This window comes from Edaphobacter aggregans DSM 19364 (genome assembly GCF_000745965.1).
Classification (GTDB): Bacteria; Acidobacteriota; Terriglobia; order Terriglobales; family Acidobacteriaceae; genus Edaphobacter; species Edaphobacter aggregans.
Window position 1 is genome coordinate 102,475 of sequence record NZ_JQKI01000005.1, and the last position, 19,614, is coordinate 122,088.

A 19,614-nucleotide genomic window follows, 5' to 3' on the forward strand; every position below is an offset into this window, starting at 1 on the left:
ATCGTCGTGGATGTACTGGCATTTCGCGTCGTTTGTTCGTTCGGATGTTTATTAACCTACCTGTAAAAATCAGCGGTGACAAGGTCGGTTCATGCTGTTCGCTACAGAAAACCGGCGGATGATCCAGATAAGAAACTAAATTCGTCCCTGTTCTTTTTCCGGTGCAGACAAGGATCGCTCGGCCAGGCGCTCGGGTGAACTGGTCCTTTGCGGCTAGATCTGTCGTGGAAGGCGCTCCTTTGCTGGTTCGCGGAAGGATTGTTCAGGTGGTTCCTTGCGGCGGTCGCTCGGGTTAGGATCGGAAGGAGACGTTCGCTCCTTATGTCGATCTTGTTCCGGCGGTTTTTCCGGCTTCGCAGTACGATTTCCTTGCTTGTTCTGCTCTGCGCATCTGGCGCGCAGGCGCAGACGCTGGCTCGTCCGGGCTGGGTTGGCTCGGGGATGAGCGCGACCTCTTGGTGGAAGCATGGTGTGGTCTATCAGGCCGATCCGCGCGGGTTCGGCGGGCTGCATGGGCTGGCAGAGCACCTGGACTACATTCATTCGCTGGGCGTTGATGCTTTATTGCTGAGCTCGCTGGGCGGCGATGCGCAGAACGCGATCGATCCCGAGTTGGGGACGATGGACGATCTGGATGAGATCGTGCGGCGCGCGAGCCAGAACAACATCCGCGTGCTGGTGGAACTGAACGCTCATGCGAACGACTTGCAGGATCGGGCTCGGCTGTGGCTTGCGCATGGCGTTGCTGGCTTTCGCGTTGCGGGCGCGACGACGGCGCAGATCGCAGAGCTGAGGAAGAGCGAGAGCAGCTTTGCCGGCCAGCGCGTGGTGATTGGCGATGTGGATGCTGTTGGCTCGGCGCAGATGATTGCCGATCCGCGAGCGGGAACGCAGGAGAAGCTTGCGGCTTCGTCGATTCGTCCTGCGCTTGAGGCGGCGCAGCAGATTGCAGATGAAGGTCGCAGCGTTCCGCTGCTGCTCTCGGATGGTGCGGGCATGACGCGGAGCATGACGCGTTACGCGGATGGTGCGCACGACGCGGATGTTGCGAAGATGGTCGCGGCGATGCTGATGACGACGCGTGCGGCTTCGCTGATTTACTTCGGCCAGGAGCTTGGGCTGACTGACGGGACAAACATTGTCTCGTTCGAGCAGCCGGCGAAGAAGGGCGAGCAGCCTGCGGCGATGAGCGTTGCAGCGGGCGATGCGAGTCCGGCTTCGCTGCTTAATTGGTATCGGCAGCTGAGTGCGATGACGCACAGCAATCGCACGATGAGCTCAGGCGCGATCATGGTGCTGAACCACGATGACCAGAATGTTCTGGCGTGGGTTCGGCGCCCGCAGAGCGTTTCGCTGAGTTCGCCGGCGATCGTGGTGATCGAGAATCTTTCGGCGCAGCCAGTTACGATCTTGCTGAAGGCGGACATGCAGCGGCTTCGGCTGAAGGGCAGCTTTTTGCGGACACTGGCGCGCTCGGACAGCGGGATGGGCGCGATGCATCTGGATGGGATGACGCTGGCGCCCTACTCCGTATTTATCGGGGAGCTACGCTACTGACCCCCACCCCCTCCCCACACTGTTTTGCAAACTACCTGTTTTGTGTAAGTTGTGCGATTTCAGCAGGGCAAGATATTGATTCCATGCGGCTTATGGGTCAAAATCTTGATTCGAAAAGAGATAGGGCCGGGATAACATCCCGGCCATTTTTTGATCTTTAGTTCTATTTTAGCGAGTCGAGGGTAATTAATCGGCGCTTTTTCGTGGTTTATTTTCGGGTTCTAAATATCCCCGATTGTTCGGTTTACATTGTTTTAGCCGAGCGGCAGGGGCTTGACATCTCCATTCACGCATCGTCGGAGGGCGAGCCTCAGGCGGGGTGGTGCGAGAGAAATTTGGCGTATTGCGACTGAAGGGATTCGAGCAGTGATTGCATGTAGAAGAGTTGCCCGGCAAGGGTCTCGAGCCTGTGGCGAATCTCGTCCGCTTCCCCGGCGGCGGGGTCGGGATCACTTTTCTTGCTGCCGATAAATGGCCCAACACTTACGGAGGCGTCGCGGACGGCCTGGAGCTCGGCAGCGGTGAACTTGTCCTGAGAGGAGTAGATATCCGCGTACTCCTGCACGGTGGCGTAGGACATGTAGGAGACCGCACTTGTTGCCTGGGCTGTCTCCCATGCGACGTCATCGAGCCCGTGGACACGGAAGGTGATCTCCATCGCGGCATCGGCGGGGGCCTTGTGATTCGCAGCGATGTAGCGGAGGACCTCGACGTCGTGCCTGATAGTCTCCTGCTGCTTTTGCACCTCGGCGAGGGCCGAAGAGATGGCTTTGGAGTTGTCCTCGATCTCGGTGTGGAGGCTGATTTCGGCCTCGTGGACGAGGTGGCGGTGATGGGCACGTTCGACGCAACCTTCGAGGCCGAGTGCGATGAGGAGGCCGACGGTGATGGTGAGGAGGTGAATGAGGAAGTCGCGGATGCCATGGATCGCGGAGTGAGGGGGATGGACGTCGATCACCGTGGGACCTCGTGGGTGGGATTCGGAGATAAGCGTAGCAGAGGGAGGCATCCAAGTTACCGTCTACGAGTATCTAGGTAAAGGTGCGGATTAGAGATGTTGAGGCGAGCAAGGAGGCGTTATGTGGAAGACGATCGCCCGAGTACTTGCGGTATGTTCTTTGTTACTGCCGGCTGTGGCGCATGCCGATCCGATCGTGTGGGACTTCACGGTGACGCACCTGCTGTATGACAATCTGAACGATCCCACGACCTTTACGTACCAGAGCGGGACGTTTTCGCTGGTACAGGGGCGGTCTCCGGACTCTGTGTGGATCGACGGCACTCCGCAGTTCCTGATGTTCGAAGACATGATGTATCAGAACGTCCCGTACACGATGACCTCGACGAAGAACGGCGTTGTGCTCTCGCAGTCGGCGGGGGTGGGGACGGTAACGTTCTGGTGGGACGGCATCTCGCTGCCTAATGGGTTTCATGTGTACGACGCTGATCTGTCCTTTGACTGGCATCAGCTTTCGCCGCCGGAGTTTGAGCCGGGCCACTATAGGAGCGCCGACAGCTTTGCGTGGTACGACGTGGTGGGCGAGACGCCGGAGCCTTCGACGCTTGCGATGCTGGCGACGGGATTAGTGGGCACGGCTGGCATGCTGCGACGGCGGTGGCGTTCTTAGTGACACTGTATGAATAGTTAGCCTCTCTGGCGTGAGCGCTGGCCTGGTATGGATGATTTGGTTTTCCACCGTATCCACAGGAGCTTTGTATTTCCACAGGCATAAAACTCTTGCGCCGCGCGCATTCGGGAGTAGTATTCCTTTCACCGGAGGAGCGATCCTCCAGAAGGAGAGAGCGAACAAGGCGCTATCGACGAGGACTCGGAAGGGGAATCAAAACTAACCGCAAGGAAGGTTTGAGGAGCCGGAAGAGGATTCAACCAGGTGGACGGCCAGCCGGACACAGGTGATAGAGCCGAGAGAGCTTTCGCAGCGAGTGTTGTAACGGAATGGTTCGGGAGACGCGGAACTTCGGTTCGCAGATACCGGTCAATCCGAGATGACGACGCTACGATCCGGTTCCGAGCCGGATCTTCGAAGAATCGGAAAAGTGAGGGCGGTTTCTCGCAAGAGAGATCGCCCTTCGCTTTTTTATGTGGCGTTGGGTGGGTGCGGTCTGTGCGCAGGAAGATGATTCGTACAATCAAGAAACAATGTTCGATTGGCTTAGAACGGAAAAGAGACCGGTGTCTGCTGCTGAAATAAGCGCAACGCAACGGCAATTGCTCGATGAATTGCTATCTTCTTGTCCTCGATGCCACGGTGCGCTGATTGGTCATGAATACGCCGAACTAGCGGTCGCGTCCGGGCTGGAAGACAAGGAGAGCTTGCTTAGAGCAGCGGACGTTGACGTGGGTCTCATTCATTAACTCTCGAAGAGCTGGGAATCAAGCTTGCTGAGCATCTTGCGCAGCTTGGCAATGGTTGCATTGGTTGCCGCTTCCCCAATAAGTGCCATTTCATCAGCCCGAGTAAATTCCGATATATCAAAGGACGTCACGTCGGGCGCGACCACAAAATCTGCGGGCTGCACCCCAACAGAGTTCATGTTGAAGCCTTGAATCATGTTCTGTCGCATAATCACTTGAATTGTCGAGAAGAAACGGTTGCTGCGCGAATCCCTGCGGAAGCGCATTCCTAGAAAGTCTCTCTCTAGCTTTGCCGTCACGCTCGATGCGATAACAAAGTTGCATCCCTTGGCTACCAGCACGTCGGCAGGAATATTGTTGAGCAACCCGCCGTCCACCAGCGCTCGGTCTGATTGAAAGATAGGAAGCGAAAGGGGAGGGAGATTGATGCTTTCCAGGATACTCATCGTCGCGTCGCCAACCTCGCGCACCACTGGTTCTCCTTCGAAGAGGTCGACGGCAACCGTAAACATCGGAAGATTCAATTGCTCCATCCTGGCTCGCCCTATGTATCTCCGCAGCATGGACTCGAACTGATTTCGTCTGTACTTGAAGAGCAAATACCAGTAGCCGCCGCCGGGCAGCTGTCGAAACAACCACGAAGGCATCAAATCGGTCTTGAAGACCTGAGTAGCATACTCGGGATCTAAGCCAGCCGCGTAGATGGTGCCGGTCATCGCCCCAGCACTCGTACCCGCCAGCATGTCGACATAGATGCCATGCTGCTCAAGCGCTTTGAGCACTCCAAGATGAGCCATACCGCGAGCTGCGCCGCCTCCCAGTGCTAAACCGATCTGGACGCCTCGCAAATGATGAACGATGCGCTCGAATCCGTGCTGCAGCAAACTGCCTTGATTTGCTCCAGGAGCGTCGAATGAAAGCTTGAAGTCTCGTTCGGCGAGTTCATACAACTCCGGTACATAGGGAGCCATTGAGGTGTTGCTGTCGAGAAGCCACACAACCCGGAGCTTCTCTCGCCATCTGGGTACGCTCTTCACCAGCTCTTGGAGCAGATGTGTCGCTGCACGCGCATCCTGCGGCCGAACACACCAGAGCACGACGTCGACGTAACTCATAAACCGCTTCATTACCTCTTCTGAATGATCCGCACGAATATCAAACAGAAGTCGCCTATGCGAGGCCCATTCCTTGATAAGGTCTTGTCGCTCCTCGACATCTCCAACAAGCCCCTTAAAGGGGATGTCTTCGTCGGGCTTCCATTGCTCGTCGTCGCCGAGAATACATGGAGACTCGCCCAGGTCTCGAAGGCGACGTGCCAATCGACCAACGAGCGGACGGCTCGCCTCCGTGTGATGCACAACACCGACGACGGCTGGCTTCGGAAGCGAACGTTCTACCATCACGAATCGTTTGAATACGCTGGCTGCCAATCGAAACATAGCGAGTTGAAAGTCTGCATGCTTGGCTGTCAACTGAAGCAGGTTCGATAGTGTCAGTCGTATCGCTGTCGAAGGTTCAGTAGCCTGGACTTGCAAGTGAGAGCGATCCGATAAACCGAGGGAAAATAAGCCGATGACAGCCCCTCGAGCAAAAGTATCCTGCTGCATCTCTTTGCCCAGAAAATCGTAGAGCGTTGCCTGCATCCGGCCCGTGATGAGGAAGTACACGTGAGTAATCTCTGATTCGGCCTCAATGACCACCTCTCCGGCGTGAAACGCGATCCAATCAGCGGCATTCGTGATCGCCGTCAGCGTGTCCTCGTTGAGTTCCTTTGCCCATTCGAGCCGACGAAGCTCTATCTGAAGTCGCTCAGCTGTTGGAGAAACTGGTTTTTCGCCCCTGTTATCCATCTCGTTCTCCTTGAATGAGGTAGCCAAAGCTCGGCGAAATGCTTGTCGGAATGTGAGTCGAGGGCGTGTATCCAACTTCCACGCTTATTCGGTAATTCCCTCCCAGTCACTCACGGTCAACCATTATCATCCGAATTTCCAGGCGGTACATCAGGCCCCAGCTCACAGGCGGGCTTCGGTTCGCAAGTACCGGGTTAGTCCGAGATGACAAGGCGCTTGGATTCGGTGCCGAACCGGATCTTCGAAAAATCGGAAGACGAGGGCGGTGACCTGAAAGGGTTGCCGCCCTTCGCTTTTGTGGGTGTGGTTTTGGATTCTGCGGCGCTTCGAGCAGAATGCAGGTCCTTCGACTTCGCTGCGCTTCGCTCAGGATGACAGATTGTGCATAGGGTTGGGGAAGGCGGTTCGCGCTCCCGCGCATGCCGCGATGAGGCAGCGTCATGTATGGGGCACCCGGCCTACTTCCCTTTGCTGAGTGAGAACGCGGGAGATTTTTCTGCGGTCTTGAGTGTGATCAGAACGCAACCGGAGGCAAGCCGGCGTCGCTCTCCCTCGACGACTCTCGGTGTGGTGTCGTCAGGGGTGGTTCCCCTTTTGCCGTGACCCTCTGCATGCTTTTCTGATGGATCCTGGGCGAAGAAGATCCTCAGAGGAGCGATCGAACGCTGACGCTCAACATCCGGTGGCGGCTTCATAGGAGGAGAAGAGCAGCCGTTGAGGGGATTCGCCATAGCATCTATGGGGCATGTGGGAGGATTTGTTGGGGAGTGGCCTGTGCGGGCGGGCATTTTGGCTAGGCGGATTGGGGTGGGTGATCGGTTCGCTGCAGATCATAATGGGGTGACAGGAGCATCCATCGTGATAAGTGGCAATGATGAAAACTTCGGAAGCGTTCACAGCGATGACGAAGAGATGCTTGCAGCCATCAACACGGCTCGCGGTTCTCTAAGACAATTCCTGGATGCCTTTTTTGCTCCCAAGGAGAATCAGCGGAGTTTTCTTTTGAAGGTGGCTTTTGAGAAAGGAGAGCAGAGAGAGCATATCTGGTTGGCTGATTTGGATTTAGTCTCGACACCTCCTACAGGCGTCGTGGCAAATGAGCCAAGGATCTCTTCGCTCGAATACATGCAAAGAGTTCCGTTCGATCCTGCCATGGTGAGCGATTGGATGTACTACGAAGATGGCTGTCTCGTGGGAGGGTTCACCACCAGGGTATTACGCGCTTCTTCTCGCTCAAACTAAAGAGCCGGACCTTAGATCAAGACTTGTCAGATGCTTGCGCGAGAACTTCGGCGAGGTGTTTGGGGCGGGCCTTGGTGTTCTGGGTGATCTGTTCGCAGCAGCTGAAGCCGTCGGAGACGATGATGGCTTGGGGGTTGTTGCGTACGGCGGGGAGGAGGCGGCGCTCGCCGATCTTTTGGGAGACGTCATATTTGTCTTTTTCGAAGCCGAAGGGGCCAGCCATGCCGCAGCAGCCGGAGTCGAGGACCTGAACGTCGGCTCCGGTGGCGCGGAGGAGGCGGATCTCATCGGTCATGCCGTGCTCGCCGATGCCGGTCATGGCCTTGTGGTGGCAGTGGCCGTGGACGACGATCTTCTGGTCGATGCGCGGGGGCTGGTAGTCGGGGGCGAACTTTACGAGGAACTCGCTGAGGAGGTAGACCTGGGTGCGGAGTTTTTGCGCGCGGGGGTCGTTGGGGATGAGGTTGGTGAGCTCGTCGCGGAAGACGGAGGCGCAGCTGGGCTCGAGGACGACGATGGGGGTTCCGTCGTTGATCTGCTCGGTGAGGGCGTCGAGGATTTTTTCGAGGTACTGCTTTGCGGTGTCCAACATGCCGAAGTCGTAGAGGGGGCGGCCGCAGCAGAGGTGGCGGTTGGGGACGGTGATGCGGAAGCCGCCGTCAGTGAGGACCTTGTAGGCGGCGCGCATGGTGGCGGGGTGGAAGTAGTTGTTGAAGGTGTCGGACCAGAGAAAGACCTTTTGCGCCTCGGCGGGCGGTGTGGTGCGGCGGTCTCCGCGGAGGCGCTGCGCGTCGCGGGCGAGGCGGCGGTCGGGGGTGAAGGGGCGGGCGAAGCGCGGGAACTTGCGGTTTGGGTGGATGTGGAGGAGCGACTTGATGAGGTGCGAGATTCCGGGGGTGGCGTTGATGGCGTTGACGATGGCCGGCGCGATGGAGGCGAGGCGGGCCCAGCGGTCGATGTGACCGAAGGCGTAGTGGGAGAGCGGGCGCGAGTGGTGCTCGTAGTGGTGGGCGAGGAACTCGGCCTTGTAGGTGGCCATGTCGACGCTCACCGGGCACTCGGAGCGGCAGGCCTTGCAGGAGAGGCAGAGGTCGAGGGACTCGCGGACCTGCTGGTTGGCCCAGTCGTTGGGGAGGACCTCGCGCTGCATGAGCTCCCAGAGCATGTGGGCGCGGCCGCGGGTGGAGTGCTGCTCTTCGCCGGTGGCCATGTAGCTTGGGCACATGGTTCCGGCGTCGGCCTTGCGGCAGGCTCCGACGCCGACGCAGCGGAGGGTGGCGCGGGCGAGGGAGCCCGAGTCGTCCTTGAAGGCGAAGTGGGTGTGGGGCTCCCAGGGGGCGTAGTCGGCTCCGAGGCGGAGGTCCTCGTGGATCTCGTGGCCGTCGAGCATCTTGTTGGGATTGAGCTTGTTGGCGGGGTCGAAGAGACGCTTGAACTGGCGGAAGGCGTCCATCAGCTCGGGGCCGAACATCTTGGGGAGGAGCGCGCCGCGGGCCTGGCCGTCGCCGTGCTCGCCGGAGAGGGAGCCGCCGTGGGCGAGGGCGATGTCAGCGGCCTCGTCCATGAAACGGCGGAAGTCGAGGATGCCCTTTTCGGTCTCGAGGTCGAATGAGAGGCGCATGTGGACGCAGCCCTGGCCGAAGTGGCCGTACATGGGGCTCCAGTAGCCGTACTGGTCCATGAGGGTGTAGATGGAGCGAAGGTAGGAGCCGAGCTGCTCGGGGGAGACGGCGGCGTCCTCCCAGCCTTCCCAGCCGGTGCGCTTGCCGGGGACGAAGGCGGTAGCACCGAGGCCGGACTCGCGGATGGCCCAGACGCGGTGGGCTTCGGAGTCGTTGTAGACGCGGGCCTCGGCGATTCCCTTGAGCGCGGTGACGAGGGAGTGGGCGCGATCGTCCGCCTCGGCCTGGGTGTTGCCGCCGAACTCGGCTAGGAGGAAGCCGCGGCCTGGGGGGACGAGCTGCATGTCGTCGAGGGCCTTCTGCTTGGCGCGGAGCGAGTCGAGGAGGAGGCCGTCTACGCCTTCGAGGCCGATGGGCTTGTGCGTGAGGAGGAGGGGCACGTGGTCGGCGGCGACGAAGATGTCTTTGAAGCCGATGCCGACGAGGGTGCGGTACTGCGGGGATTCGACGAGGTTGAGGGTGGCTCCGAGGATGATCGCGCAGGTGCCTTCGGAGCCGACGAGGGCGCGGGCTACGTTGAAGCGGTTTTCGGGGAGGAGCTCGTCGAGGTTGTAGCCGGAGACTCGGCGGGGGATGTTGGGGAACTTTTCGCGGACGAGCGAGGAGTATCGATCGCGGATTTGTTTGAGGCCGGCGTAGATCTCGGCTTCGCGGCCTCCGGCGGCGATCTTGGCAGCAAGCTCTTCGTCGGTGGTGGGGCCGACGGTGAGGCGGGTGCCGTCGTAGAGGAGGATGTCGAGGGAGTGGATGTTGTCGACGGTTTTGCCGCCCATAAGCGCGTGGATGCCGCAGGAGTTGTTGCCGATCATGCCGCCGATGGTGCAGCGGGAGTGAGTGGCGGGGTCGGGAGCGTAGGTGAGGGCGTGCTTTTCTGCGGCCTCGCGGACGCGGTCGAGCACGATGCCGGGCTGGACTTTGACGGTGCGGGTGACGGGATCGACCGGGCCCATGTTGCGCATGTACTTGGAGAAGTCGAGGATGACGGCGAAGTTGCAGCACTGGCCGGCGAGCGAGGTTCCTCCTCCGCGGGAGAGGATGGGGGCGTTGAACTGGCGGCAGACGGCTACGGCGGCGATGACGTCGTCCTCGTCGCGGGGGATGACGAGGCCGATGGGGATGTGGCGGTAGTTGGAGGCGTCGGTGGCGTAGAGAGCGCGCGAGCCTTCATCGAAGCGGACCTCGCCGCGGATGCGCTGGCGGAGGGCCGGCTCGAGCTCGGCGGCCTGGGGGAAGGTGTCGTGGGCGCGGGCGTGCGAGCTGGGGAGGATGGTGAAGGGCGTGGCGGTGGGGGTCGTGGTGGTGGACATTTTGTTTGCGAGCTATTTTAGTGCTTTTGTGAAGACCTGACGCACTGAGCACAACACGAGTGCGCCACTGCGAGCAAACCGCAGATCCTTCGACTGCGCCTCTCGCGATGAAGCTGCGAGAGGCTTCGCTCAGGATGACACTTGTCTAACTTCCGCTCCGATGCATGGTTCTCTCCCCTCTCGCTGCAGCGAAGGATGGGGCACCGGGCTTTTGTGGCACTGCACGCAAAGTGCGGGGGTTCCTCCCCTTCGACTCGCTCTGCTCGCTCAGGGTCGGAACGACGTCTCTGGAGGGCGCGCGGCGTCGCTACTTGGCGTTGGCGGTCATTTTGAAGATGGCCTGGGCGTTGGAGCTGTCGAAGCTCAGGTCGAGGGGGCGCTTGCCGTCTTTTTCGGGCATGTGGAGGCGGGTGATGAACTCGTAGAAGGAGCCGGGGACCTCTCTTTCGGTGAGGCTGCCGTCGCTGGAGCGGAACGTGCGCTTGACGCGGGCGGCGGTGAAGGCGGTCTGACGGACGCGGCCGGACTGCGATTTTTCGACGACGTCTTTGATGGGCTGGTTGAGGGCCTTGAGCTCGACGGTGAGCTGGTCGACGTCGGGGACGCGGTCGGTGGCGTGGTTGAAGACATTGCCCTCGGTGGAGATCCAGGCCATCTCGGGGGATTCGGCGAGGAGGATCTCGTAGTCGGCAAGGGTGGGCTCGGGGTGCTGGCGATCGAAGACGCTGACGAGGACGGGGAGGAGCTTGGCGGCGTCTTCGAGGGAGAGCGATCCTTCGGCCTCGAGCTTTTTGAGCAGGGCGGCGGCCTCGGGGGTGACGGGGTCCTTGGATTGAGCGGTGACGCGGGCGACGGCGGCCTGGAACTCGGGGGAGAAGCGCTCGGGGTGCAGCTCGGAGATGAAGAACTGGGCGATGTCCTCGGGGTAGTCGGCCTGGGCGTGGGAGCGACCGGTCATGCGGAGGCGCTCGAGCGGATAGACGCCGTTGAGAGCGTAGCCGAGCGGGCGCAGGACGCGCGTGATGGCTTCCTGGCCTGCGGGGAGCGCGCCCATGCCGGAGAGCGCGACGGTGCGGACGGCGCCGTGGTCGTGCATGACCGTGCGGCCCTGCTGGAGGCTGCGCTGGACGTAGAGCTCGGCGGAGGGGACGCGCTTCAACAGGTCCTCAAAGAGGAGCATGTTGAGGGCCTGGGCGAGGACGGCGCGGGAGACGCGGGGGCCGGGGTCGGAGGCGAGGTCGGGGTGGATGACGAGGACCTGAAAGAGGCGGTCGGTGCGCTGGGGGCCGACGATCGTTTCGAGAAGTTGATGAAGAGTGCTGTTTTGCGTGCTCATTTTTGATTCCCTCTGCGCCGCATCGTGGGGGCGCGGATATCCATGATCGTCAAAAGGGGGTGCAGATGTAAATGGGTATCGCTGGACGTAAAACAAGCCGCAGATCCTTCGACTCCGCTGCGCTTCGCTCAGGATGACACTTTTTCTTGTGCGGGGTTGGCTGACTTCAGCGTTGAGGTGTCGATGCGGGTGACCTGGCGGAGGCCGCGCACGGAGTTGCCGACGTAGATGGCCTCGGCGCGGGCGAGGTCGGCGAGGGTGAGGGTGTGCTCTTGGGCGGTGGGGTCGGTGGCGAGGATGTGGGCGCGGAGGATGCCGGGGAGAGCTCCGGCGGCGAGCGGCGGGGTAAGGAGTTTTTCGTTGAGGCGGACGAAGAGGGTGCTGATGGCGCCTTCGGTGAGCTCGCCGTGTTCGTTCAGGAAGAGCACCTCGCCGAAGCCCTCGGCGCGGGCGCGGGCTAGCTCGGTGTTGTAGAGGTCGCGCCGCGTGGTCTTGTGGCGGAGAAAGAGATCGGTCGAGCTGGTGCGGTGGGGGGAGATGCGGACGGAGAGGGTGGGAGGGTCTTCGGAGAGTGGAGCGCGGGTAAGGGTGATGTCGCCGGTGGAGTCGAGGAGGAGGCGAATGCTGTGGCGCGTGGACGGGAGCGTGGCGGTGAGGGTATGGATGCGCGAGGCGATGGTGGCGCGGTCGCAAGGGTAGTCGAAGTATTGTGCGGAGGCGGCTAGGCGATCGAGATGCAGGGGGAGGTACGGCATGGCGGCGCCGTCGAAGAGCATGGTCTCGATGAGCTGGAAGTCTGTGTGGGGGCGGGTGAGGAAGGCGGCCTTGAGCTGGCACTCGCGATACTCGGAGGCGGAGTGGGAGTCGGCGACGATGCCTCCGCCTACGCCCATGTGCGCGGTGTGGTTGCGGAGGACGAGGGTGCGGATGGCTACGTTGAAGGTTGCGTCTCCGGAGGGAGCGATGTGGCCGATGGCTCCGGTGTAGACGCCGCGGGGTGCGCGCTCGAGCTCGCGGATGATCTGCATGGTGCGGAGCTTGGGGGCTCCGGTAATGGAGCCGGAGGGGAAGAGGGCGCGGAAGATCTCGTAGAAGGAGAGGTTGGGAAGGAGGTCTCCACTGATCGTGGAGGTCATCTGGAGGAGGGTGCGGTAGCGCTCGACGGAGAAGAGGTCTTCGACGTGGATAGAGCCCGCGCGGCAGATGCGGCCGAGGTCGTTGCGGAGAAGATCGACGATCATGACGTGCTCGCTGCGATTTTTTTCGTCGGCCTGGAGGCGCGCTGCCTGCGCGTCGTCGGCGGCGAGATCGAGGCCGCGGGGCATGGTGCCCTTCATGGGGCGGGTGGTGATGCGGTTGCCTTCAGCGGACTTTTGGATGCGGAAGAAGAGTTCGGGCGAGAGGGAGAGGATGTGTTGATCGCCGATGTGGAGGAGCGCGCTGTAGGCGACGGGCTGGGAGGAAGAGAGTGCGGCGAACGATGCGGCTGCGGAGTGTGGTGCGGCGACGGTGACGAAGTCGGTGAAGTTCACCTGGTAGGTGTCGCCGGCTTCGATGTATTGCTGGATGCGGAGGATCTTTTCTGCGTATTCGACTTCGGGAATGTCTAGGGCGGCTTCGGCAGTGAAGGTTGTTGGTGTGGGTTCGATGGACGCTTGCGGCGGCGTGGGACCGGCGAAGGTGCCGGTAGCGTGGTGGAAGATGAAGGGCTGAGGGTAGGCTCCGAACCAGGCTATTGGCTCGTCGGTTGGTGCTCGTTCGTTGAGGGGTTCGAAGCGGCTCGGCTCGAAGTGGTAGCCGCACTCGTAGTGGAGGTAGCCGGCGAGGTGGAGGCCTTGTTTGTGTGCGGACTCGATGCGGGCGAAGAGTGCGGGGAGATCGTCGAGGGCTTGGGCTGTGATGATCTCGGTGGGGTTGAGGAAGAGGTAGCTGTAACAATTTTGCTGGTCGAAGCGCGAGGTCTCGAGCAGCACTGCGTTGCGGGAGGTTGCCGCGAGTGTGCGGAGGTGGGGCGGGAGTGGTGTCCAGCGGGGCACGGGGTTAGTGTTTCATGTTCGTGACTGCGCTGAGTTTGAGTCGAGCGCGAGCAAAACGCAGATCCTTCGACTCCGCTGCGCTTCGCTCAGGATGACACTTCTGACATAGGTACGTAAATGTTGGTTCACACCGCCTCTGGCGTTGCGGCTTTGAAGGTGATGGTGATGGTTTCGGTGCCGAGGCGTGGGTGGGTTGCGGTGAAGTGGGCGGTGCCGGAGAGTTCGCGGGCGCGGAGCCAGATGGCTCCTGTGCCGCCGATGAGTGCGAAGGGGTTGTCGCCGATGAGGTCGGCGGGGCCTTCAAGCTTGAAGGTGATGGGGTCGTTGGCGTAGGGGCGGATGTTGCCGAAGTCGTCGGTGACGCGGAGGACGATGCGTGTGGTGTCGGCTCCGTCGGCGAGGAGTGTTGTGTCATCGGGAGTGACGGTGAACTTGCAATCGGCACCACTGCCGGAGAGGGTGCGCGAGATGACCTGCTTGCCGTTGAGGAAGCCGTCGATGCGGAGGTCGCCCCAGGGGCGGTGGGCTCCGGCGTGGTCGCGGTCGAGGATGAAGGGCGCGTACTTGAGATGCGCGAACTCGGTGCGGTCGGGGTCGAGCTCGATGTAGGGCTCCCACGGCGTGTTGGGGTCGCTTTTAGGGCGGAGGTAGAGCTTGAGGTGGTCGCAGTTGGAGCAGATGACGGCGCGGCGGAGGTGTTCGGATTCGTCGGAGTTGGCCCAGTGGAAGGCGGGCTCGAGGACGATCTCCTCGGCGGGGTCGCACTGCGATTTGTAGAAGGCGGCGGCGGGCTTGGGCTCGCGGAAGATGTCGGTGACGCCGTGGTAGCAGATGCGGTCGCCGGCGCCGAAGTTGGAGTGGGTGTTGTAGTCGAAGGCGCACCAGCCGATGCCGCCGGCGTACTGCGGATCGGAGGCGAGCTGGTTGTGAATGCGTGCGTGGCGCAGGGTGTGCTCGCGCTGGCGCTCATCGTCGTCGGTGGTCTTGGTGGGGAAGGTGTGACCGACGAATTCGGTGTTGAGGTAGAGCGGGTGGTTGGGGGCGCGCAGGGGGAAGCCGAAGTCGTTGATGGTGAAGACGTCTTCGAGGAGCTCTGACTTTTCGAAGTTGCGGATGCCTCCGGTCTGGCGCGTGGGGTCGAGCAGGTGCGCGAGCTTGTTGGTGCGGAGGTAGAAGTCGTGGTCGTCGCGGGACTCGTTGATGCGCACGCCCCAGAGGATGACGGAGGGGTGGTTCCAGTCGCGTCGAATCATGCGGCCGACGTTGTCGATGGAGATCTGCTTCCAGGACTCGTCGCCGATGTGCTGCCAGCCGGGGATCTCTTCGAGGACGAGGAGACCGATCTCGTCACAGCGGTCGAGGAAGTGGCGCGACTGCGGGTAGTGCGAGGTGCGGACGATGTTGCAGTGGAGGTTTTTGCGGAGGATGTCGGCGTCCTTGCGCTGTGCGCGCGCGGGCATGGCCTGGCCGACGAAGGGGAAGGTCTGGTGGCGGTCGAGGCCGCGCAGCTTGATGACCTTGCCGTTGAGCGAGAAGCCCTGCGGGGTGAAGACGGCCTCGCGAAAGCCGATGCGGCGTGTGTCGGAATCGATGACGCGGCCTGCCGCGAGGAGGCGGACGTGGACGGTGTAGAGGTGCGGCTGGTCGAGACTCCAGAGCTGGATGTTCTGCAGAGAGGAGAGTGTGACGGTGTGGCGCGCGGGATCGTTGATGGTCTGAGTGCTGGCGTGGACGGGCGCTGAGGTCTCGGGGTTGGCGCCGGCGTTGGGGTCGGGGGCGGTGGTGTGGGAGATTTTTTCGGAGGATTTTGCGATGGTCTTGTCGCCGTCACGCAACTCTACTTCGAGCATGAGGTCTTGCGCTGCGGCTCCGGCGAGGAAGCAGTCGACATCGAGCGCGGGTGAGGTGAGGACGTCTTTCGTGCGGGCGAAGATGTTGTCGATGTAGGTTTGCGGGACGATACGAAGCCCGACCTCGCGATAGATGCCGCCGAAGGTGAGGTAGTCGATCTCGTTGCCGAAAGGTGGGATGTCGGCGCGCTCGGTGGAGTCGACGTAGACGGTGAGGATGTTGTCGCCAGCGTCTTTGAGGTGTGGTGTGAGTTCGAAGGAGAAGGGAGTGTAGCCGCCTTTGTATTCGCCGAGCGAGGTGCCGTTGATCCAGACGGTGGTGGCGGTCATGGAGCCTTCGAAGTCGAGAAAGACTCGCTTGCCTTTGGCCGTGGCGGGTGTGCGGAAGCGGCGGCGATAGGTGGAGACGAACTCGTAGTCCTTGTCGTCGAAGCTGTGCCAGGGGAGCTTTTTGTTTGTGTGGGGGATGACGACTCGCTCGAAGGATGCGTCGTTGAAGGTAGCGGCGTGTGCGCCTTCGACCTTGCTGGGATGGAAGCGCCAGTTGCGATTGAGCGGAAGGACGGTACGTTCGGCGGAGGTCTCCTGGGCGAGGGCTGTGGCTCCGGGGAGAGCGGTGGCGGCGAGAAGGGTTCCGGTGGTCTTGAGGAAGTCGCGGCGGTCCATCGAATGAATTGTCATTTTCAAAGGTAGAAACATCGTAAGCAGGTTGGCGGGATTTGTCACAGAGAAAGATACGGATTGCGACTTATATAGTGAGAGCTGCATGTCGACAGGCAAGGTGTGGAGTGCGCGTTGGAAACAGGTAGTGCTGCGGCTTATGGCGGTCGTCGCTTTAGGGAGTTTCTTTGCGGGATTCCATGCAGGTCACGCGATGCAGAGGCGGAGCCCCGCGGCGGCAGCGGAGCTGCCGGAGGAGATTGCGTCGTCGCGCTTTGTGCTAAGGGTGAATGGGCGCGAGGTGGCCGTGGCGCACGCGGCGGCGAACTACTACTTTGCGAACTTCGATGTGCGGGGGCGGGGGATGGTGGAGGTGACGGCTCCGACGGACGACTACTGGTCGCGCGGCGTGGAGGTGCAGCCTTGGCGGCTGGGAATCAGGCCGAGGCTGAAGGGACGCACGATCTCGTTCCGGCTGGATGGGCCGGCGAAGATCTCGATTACGCGGCCGGGAGATTTTCTTGCGGGCGCGGAGATGCTGTTTCTGTTTGCGAACAGGCCGGAGAGGGATGCTCCGCGGGCGAATGCTGCGGGCGTGCGGTTCTACGGGCCGGGAGTGCATCGCGACGGAATCAATGCGAAGAGCGGCGATGTGATCTATCTGGCCCCGGGAGCGGTCGTGCTGGGCGGATTGAATCTATGGCAGGTAGAGAACGTTCGCGTCTTCGGGCGCGGCGTGATTGTGTACGACGGGCCGCAGAATCCGAACGACGACACGGGATGGATTCACAAGCCGGACTGGCACGCGATTGTGATGGATAGAGCGCGACACATCTCGATTGAAGGGATTACGTGCGTAGTGCGGAGCCGGACGTGGATGATCCAGATGAAGGACTCGCGGGATATTCGCTTCGACAACGTGAAGGCGATCGGCGGGAGCGCAGGCAATGCGAACCAGGATGGGATGGACTGGCTGGGCGGCGGCGACACGGTGGTGCGGGACAGCTTCTTTCGCGCGGCCGACGACGTGTTTGCCATGCAGGGCAACTGGGACGGGTACAGCCCGGACGCGATGGCGATTCCCGGACATGAGGTGAGCAACATCACGATCGAGGACAGCGTGGTGTCGACGAGCATCTCAAACATTGTGCGGGCGGCGTGGCCGCGCAAGAGCTTCGACAGCCACCACTTTGTGATGCGCAATGTGGACGTACTGCACATGGGAATGGGGGCGTGCGTGGTTCCGTTTGCGCTGCTAGAGATATGGGCCGATCCGGATGGGCACGGGACACAATCGGATTATCTGTTCGAGGATGTGCGGCTGGAGGACTGGTACTCGCTGGTGCAGTTGCGGCAGCCTGCGCAGGGGATCGAGGAAGTGCGGTTTCGCGACGTGGCGGCACTGGAAGTGGGCTCGCTGGTGCCTTCGACGCTGAAGGGGAGCGTTCGTGGAGTGAGCTTCGATAATGTGACGCTGGCGAATCGTTTGATGGAGAAGGATGAGGAAGTGCCGCTGGAGGTGACGGGCGGAGCCGAAGCGCCGGCGTATGGTTCTGGCGCGGCGCGAGCGGGATTCACTTACTCGGCGGGATTGATTGCACCGGGCCGGAGGGTGCGCTTCGCGGCGGGAAGCTCGCAGACCGGCGTGGCGAAGATTGTGCGGTACGAGTGGAGCTTCGGTGATGGGACGAGAGCGACGGGGCGCGTGGTGCGGCATGCGTTTACTGATACTCAAGGGACGCTGTGGGACCACTCGGGAAGATTTCGCGTTCTGCTGCGCACTGTGGATGCGAATGGACGCACTAGCTGGGCGGATGCCCCGGTTGTGGTCGCGAAGAGGCTTGAGCCTGCGGTGAGCGTGGCTTCCACGGAGGCTGGGGTTCGTTATGAGTACTTTGCTGGGTCGCGGCTGGATGTTGATGCGTTGAGGAAAGAGGATGCGATTGCGACGGGGATGAGCGCAGGATTGAGTGTTGCGGCGATGACGCATGGAGAGCAGTACGGTGCAGTTTTTGAGGGGTTGATCGATGTCCCGGCGGATGGCGGATATGCGTTTACGCTGCTGGGCAATGACGGTGGGCAACTCGATGTGGATTCGGCGACGATCGCTGCGAGCCCGAAGGCGTGGCCGCAGGTGTGCGGGTCGGAGGGAAACGCGGTGCAGGCTGCTCGGGGAAGCGTTGCGCTGGCGAAGGGCCGGCACAGGATTCGCGTTGCGATGACGCACACGGCTGGCTCGGATGGCTTCGCGGTGCTGTGGCAGGGGCCGGGGGTTCCTCAGGAGGCCATTCCGGCATCCGCTCTTTCGCACGAGGTGGAAGACGAGAAAAAGAGCGTGTTCGTCCATTGATTGCGACGGGCGCGGGGAAGACTCAGTGAGCGGGACAGATCGTTTCGCCGATGCCGGATTTGGCCAAGGGAGCCATGATGGAGGCGACGGACTGGAGCTTGCCGTTTTTGGCGACGCACTTCACTTTGGCTACGTCGTCGACGTTGGTGAGCTAGTCGCCGGCGACGATGATGAGATCTGCGAGGTGGCCGGGGGTGAGTGTACCGAGGTCGTTCGAGAGACCGTAGGTTTTTGCGGCGAGGCTGGTGGCGGTTTCGAGGGCCTGCCACGGAGCGAGGTGGCCAGCTCGCGTTGGCCTCGTCGAGACCGCCTGACGCCGCTTAATGGAACGACCAGCCAAAGGAGGTCGTGCCGCCGAGGTTGTTCGACGGAGTTCCGACAACTGGCCGGTTGTCGTAGTTGTCATAGAAGCTGAAGCGGATGTAGAAGTCGCTGAAGAACTTGTAGTACACATCCTGGTTGAGGGTGAAGCGTACGCGGCCGGCCGAGGTGATGCTGGGATAGAGCCAGAACGATGTGTTGAACGTCATCGAGTCGAACCGGAAGGTGGAGTACTGCGTCGCAAACACGGAGTCGAGCGCGTTCTTGCGCGATTGGGCCATGCCGTTCCCGCTGTCCCGCTCATTGGTGTACGCCAGTCCGCCGACGAAATTCAGGTTGGTTTTGTTGGTGAAGATCTGGCGTCGGGTGATGGCGGCGCCAAGCGTGGAGCGAAGACTGATCTGCTGCTCGGTACTGGAGAGAAAGTTCGCGAGTCCTCCGGAGTACCAGTTCGATTCACCAAGCTGCCTGTAGACCTGGCTCTTGAGCGTGGTTTCGTTTGTGTCGTTCGTCTCCTGCTGGCTGGCGAACTGCGACGACGAGTTGATCGAGGCTATGTACGAAGCAGACTGGTAGCCGAGATCGGTCTGAAGGGTTAGGGTCTGCTGCGAGTTCGAACGCGCAAAGCTCGTGCCCACGTCTGCATCGCCGCGAAACCTTCTCAGGAACGTCGTTCCCAGCTGGTCGATCTGAATGACATTTTCAGGATTCAGAGTGTTGGTCGTGTTACCCTTCACGACCAGCGAGCCCGATTCTCCTGCGAGCGAACCGTCGTACAGCTTTCCGTCAGGATCCGTGATGAGGAATTGCTGGGCGCTCTGGATGCGATCCACTTTGGTCCAATCGAGCACGATCGCCGAGTTGGAGTAGCCGGGCTTCACCGTGAGCTGCCCTTGCGAGAGCGACTTTATCTCGCAGGTGATCCTGTCGCCGTTGCGCATGTACACGATGTCGTTGCTCGTGCGTGTGCCGGCAAACAAATGTTCTGGTATCAGCAAGCCCAGTCCTGCGGCAAGGAGTGCGGCCCATAACTTCTTCAGCATGCG

Annotated in this window: 12 protein-coding genes; 4 read left to right on the forward strand and 8 right to left on the reverse strand. The window is 61.2% G+C overall.

Annotated features, from left to right (window positions below; all coding sequences use genetic code 11):
* Positions 1-321 precede the first annotated feature (321 nt).
* A complete protein-coding gene (locus Q363_RS04360) occupies positions 322-1,557 on the forward strand; it encodes an alpha-amylase family glycosyl hydrolase (protein WP_035348119.1) in 1,236 nt (411 codons plus the stop codon).
* Between the two features lie 310 nt (positions 1,558-1,867).
* Here Q363_RS04360 and Q363_RS04365 read toward each other — a convergent pair whose 3' ends face one another.
* Entirely contained in the window at positions 1,868-2,515 is a 648-nt protein-coding gene (locus Q363_RS04365) for a hypothetical protein (protein WP_035348121.1), read from the reverse strand.
* Between the two features lie 121 nt (positions 2,516-2,636).
* Between Q363_RS04365 and Q363_RS04370 the strand changes: the two genes are divergently transcribed.
* On the forward strand, positions 2,637-3,185 hold the full coding sequence (locus tag Q363_RS04370; RefSeq protein WP_035348122.1) for a PEP-CTERM sorting domain-containing protein: 549 nt from the start codon (positions 2,637-2,639) through the stop codon (positions 3,183-3,185).
* 745 nt (positions 3,186-3,930) lie between these two features.
* On the opposite strand, the gene Q363_RS04380 is transcribed toward Q363_RS04370, so the two are convergent.
* Positions 3,931-5,784 carry a patatin-like phospholipase family protein gene (locus Q363_RS04380; protein ID WP_035348125.1) on the reverse strand — a complete coding sequence of 618 codons (1,854 nt, stop codon included), beginning with the start codon at positions 5,782-5,784 and terminating at the stop codon, positions 3,931-3,933.
* A gap of 807 nt (positions 5,785-6,591) precedes the next feature.
* Here Q363_RS04380 and Q363_RS35690 point away from each other — a divergent pair.
* Complete coding sequence (locus tag Q363_RS35690; protein WP_169746927.1) at positions 6,592-7,026, forward strand: DUF2314 domain-containing protein; 435 nt, start codon at positions 6,592-6,594, stop codon at positions 7,024-7,026.
* A gap of 16 nt (positions 7,027-7,042) precedes the next feature.
* Here the strand turns inward: Q363_RS35690 and Q363_RS04395 are convergent, their stop codons facing one another.
* The 4 genes from Q363_RS04395 to Q363_RS04410 form a co-directional block, all read right to left on the reverse strand.
* A complete protein-coding gene (locus tag Q363_RS04395; protein ID WP_035348129.1) occupies positions 7,043-10,015 on the reverse strand; it encodes an FAD-binding and (Fe-S)-binding domain-containing protein in 2,973 nt (990 codons plus the stop codon).
* Between the two features lie 307 nt (positions 10,016-10,322).
* Positions 10,323-11,351 (reverse strand): DUF1338 domain-containing protein, encoded by a 1,029-nt coding sequence (locus tag Q363_RS04400; protein ID WP_084079989.1) that lies wholly within the window; start codon positions 11,349-11,351, stop codon positions 10,323-10,325.
* Positions 11,352-11,479: 128 nt separating this feature from the next.
* A complete protein-coding gene (gene pabB / locus Q363_RS04405; protein ID WP_051978358.1) occupies positions 11,480-13,387 on the reverse strand; it encodes an aminodeoxychorismate synthase component I in 1,908 nt (635 codons plus the stop codon).
* 125 nt (positions 13,388-13,512) lie between these two features.
* On the reverse strand, positions 13,513-15,903 hold the full coding sequence (locus Q363_RS04410) for a glycoside hydrolase family 2 (RefSeq protein ID WP_035348131.1): 2,391 nt from the start codon (positions 15,901-15,903) through the stop codon (positions 13,513-13,515).
* Between the two features lie 100 nt (positions 15,904-16,003).
* Between Q363_RS04410 and Q363_RS04415 the strand changes: the two genes are divergently transcribed.
* Positions 16,004-18,247, forward strand: coding sequence for a PKD domain-containing protein (locus tag Q363_RS04415; RefSeq protein WP_084079991.1), 2,244 nt, complete (start codon positions 16,004-16,006; stop codon positions 18,245-18,247).
* Positions 18,248-18,398: 151 nt separating this feature from the next.
* Here the strand turns inward: Q363_RS04415 and Q363_RS04420 are convergent, their stop codons facing one another.
* Both Q363_RS04420 and Q363_RS04425 read right to left on the reverse strand, forming a co-directional pair.
* On the reverse strand, positions 18,399-18,587 hold the full coding sequence (locus tag Q363_RS04420; protein WP_035348134.1) for an amidohydrolase family protein: 189 nt from the start codon (positions 18,585-18,587) through the stop codon (positions 18,399-18,401).
* The gene (locus tag Q363_RS04425) at positions 18,568-19,611 is read right to left on the reverse strand and encodes a DUF481 domain-containing protein (protein WP_035348136.1); all 1,044 of its coding nucleotides are present in this window, start codon (positions 19,609-19,611) and stop codon (positions 18,568-18,570) included. The genes Q363_RS04420 and Q363_RS04425 overlap by 20 nt, the downstream gene beginning before the upstream one ends.
* Between the last annotated feature and the right edge of the window lie 3 nt (positions 19,612-19,614).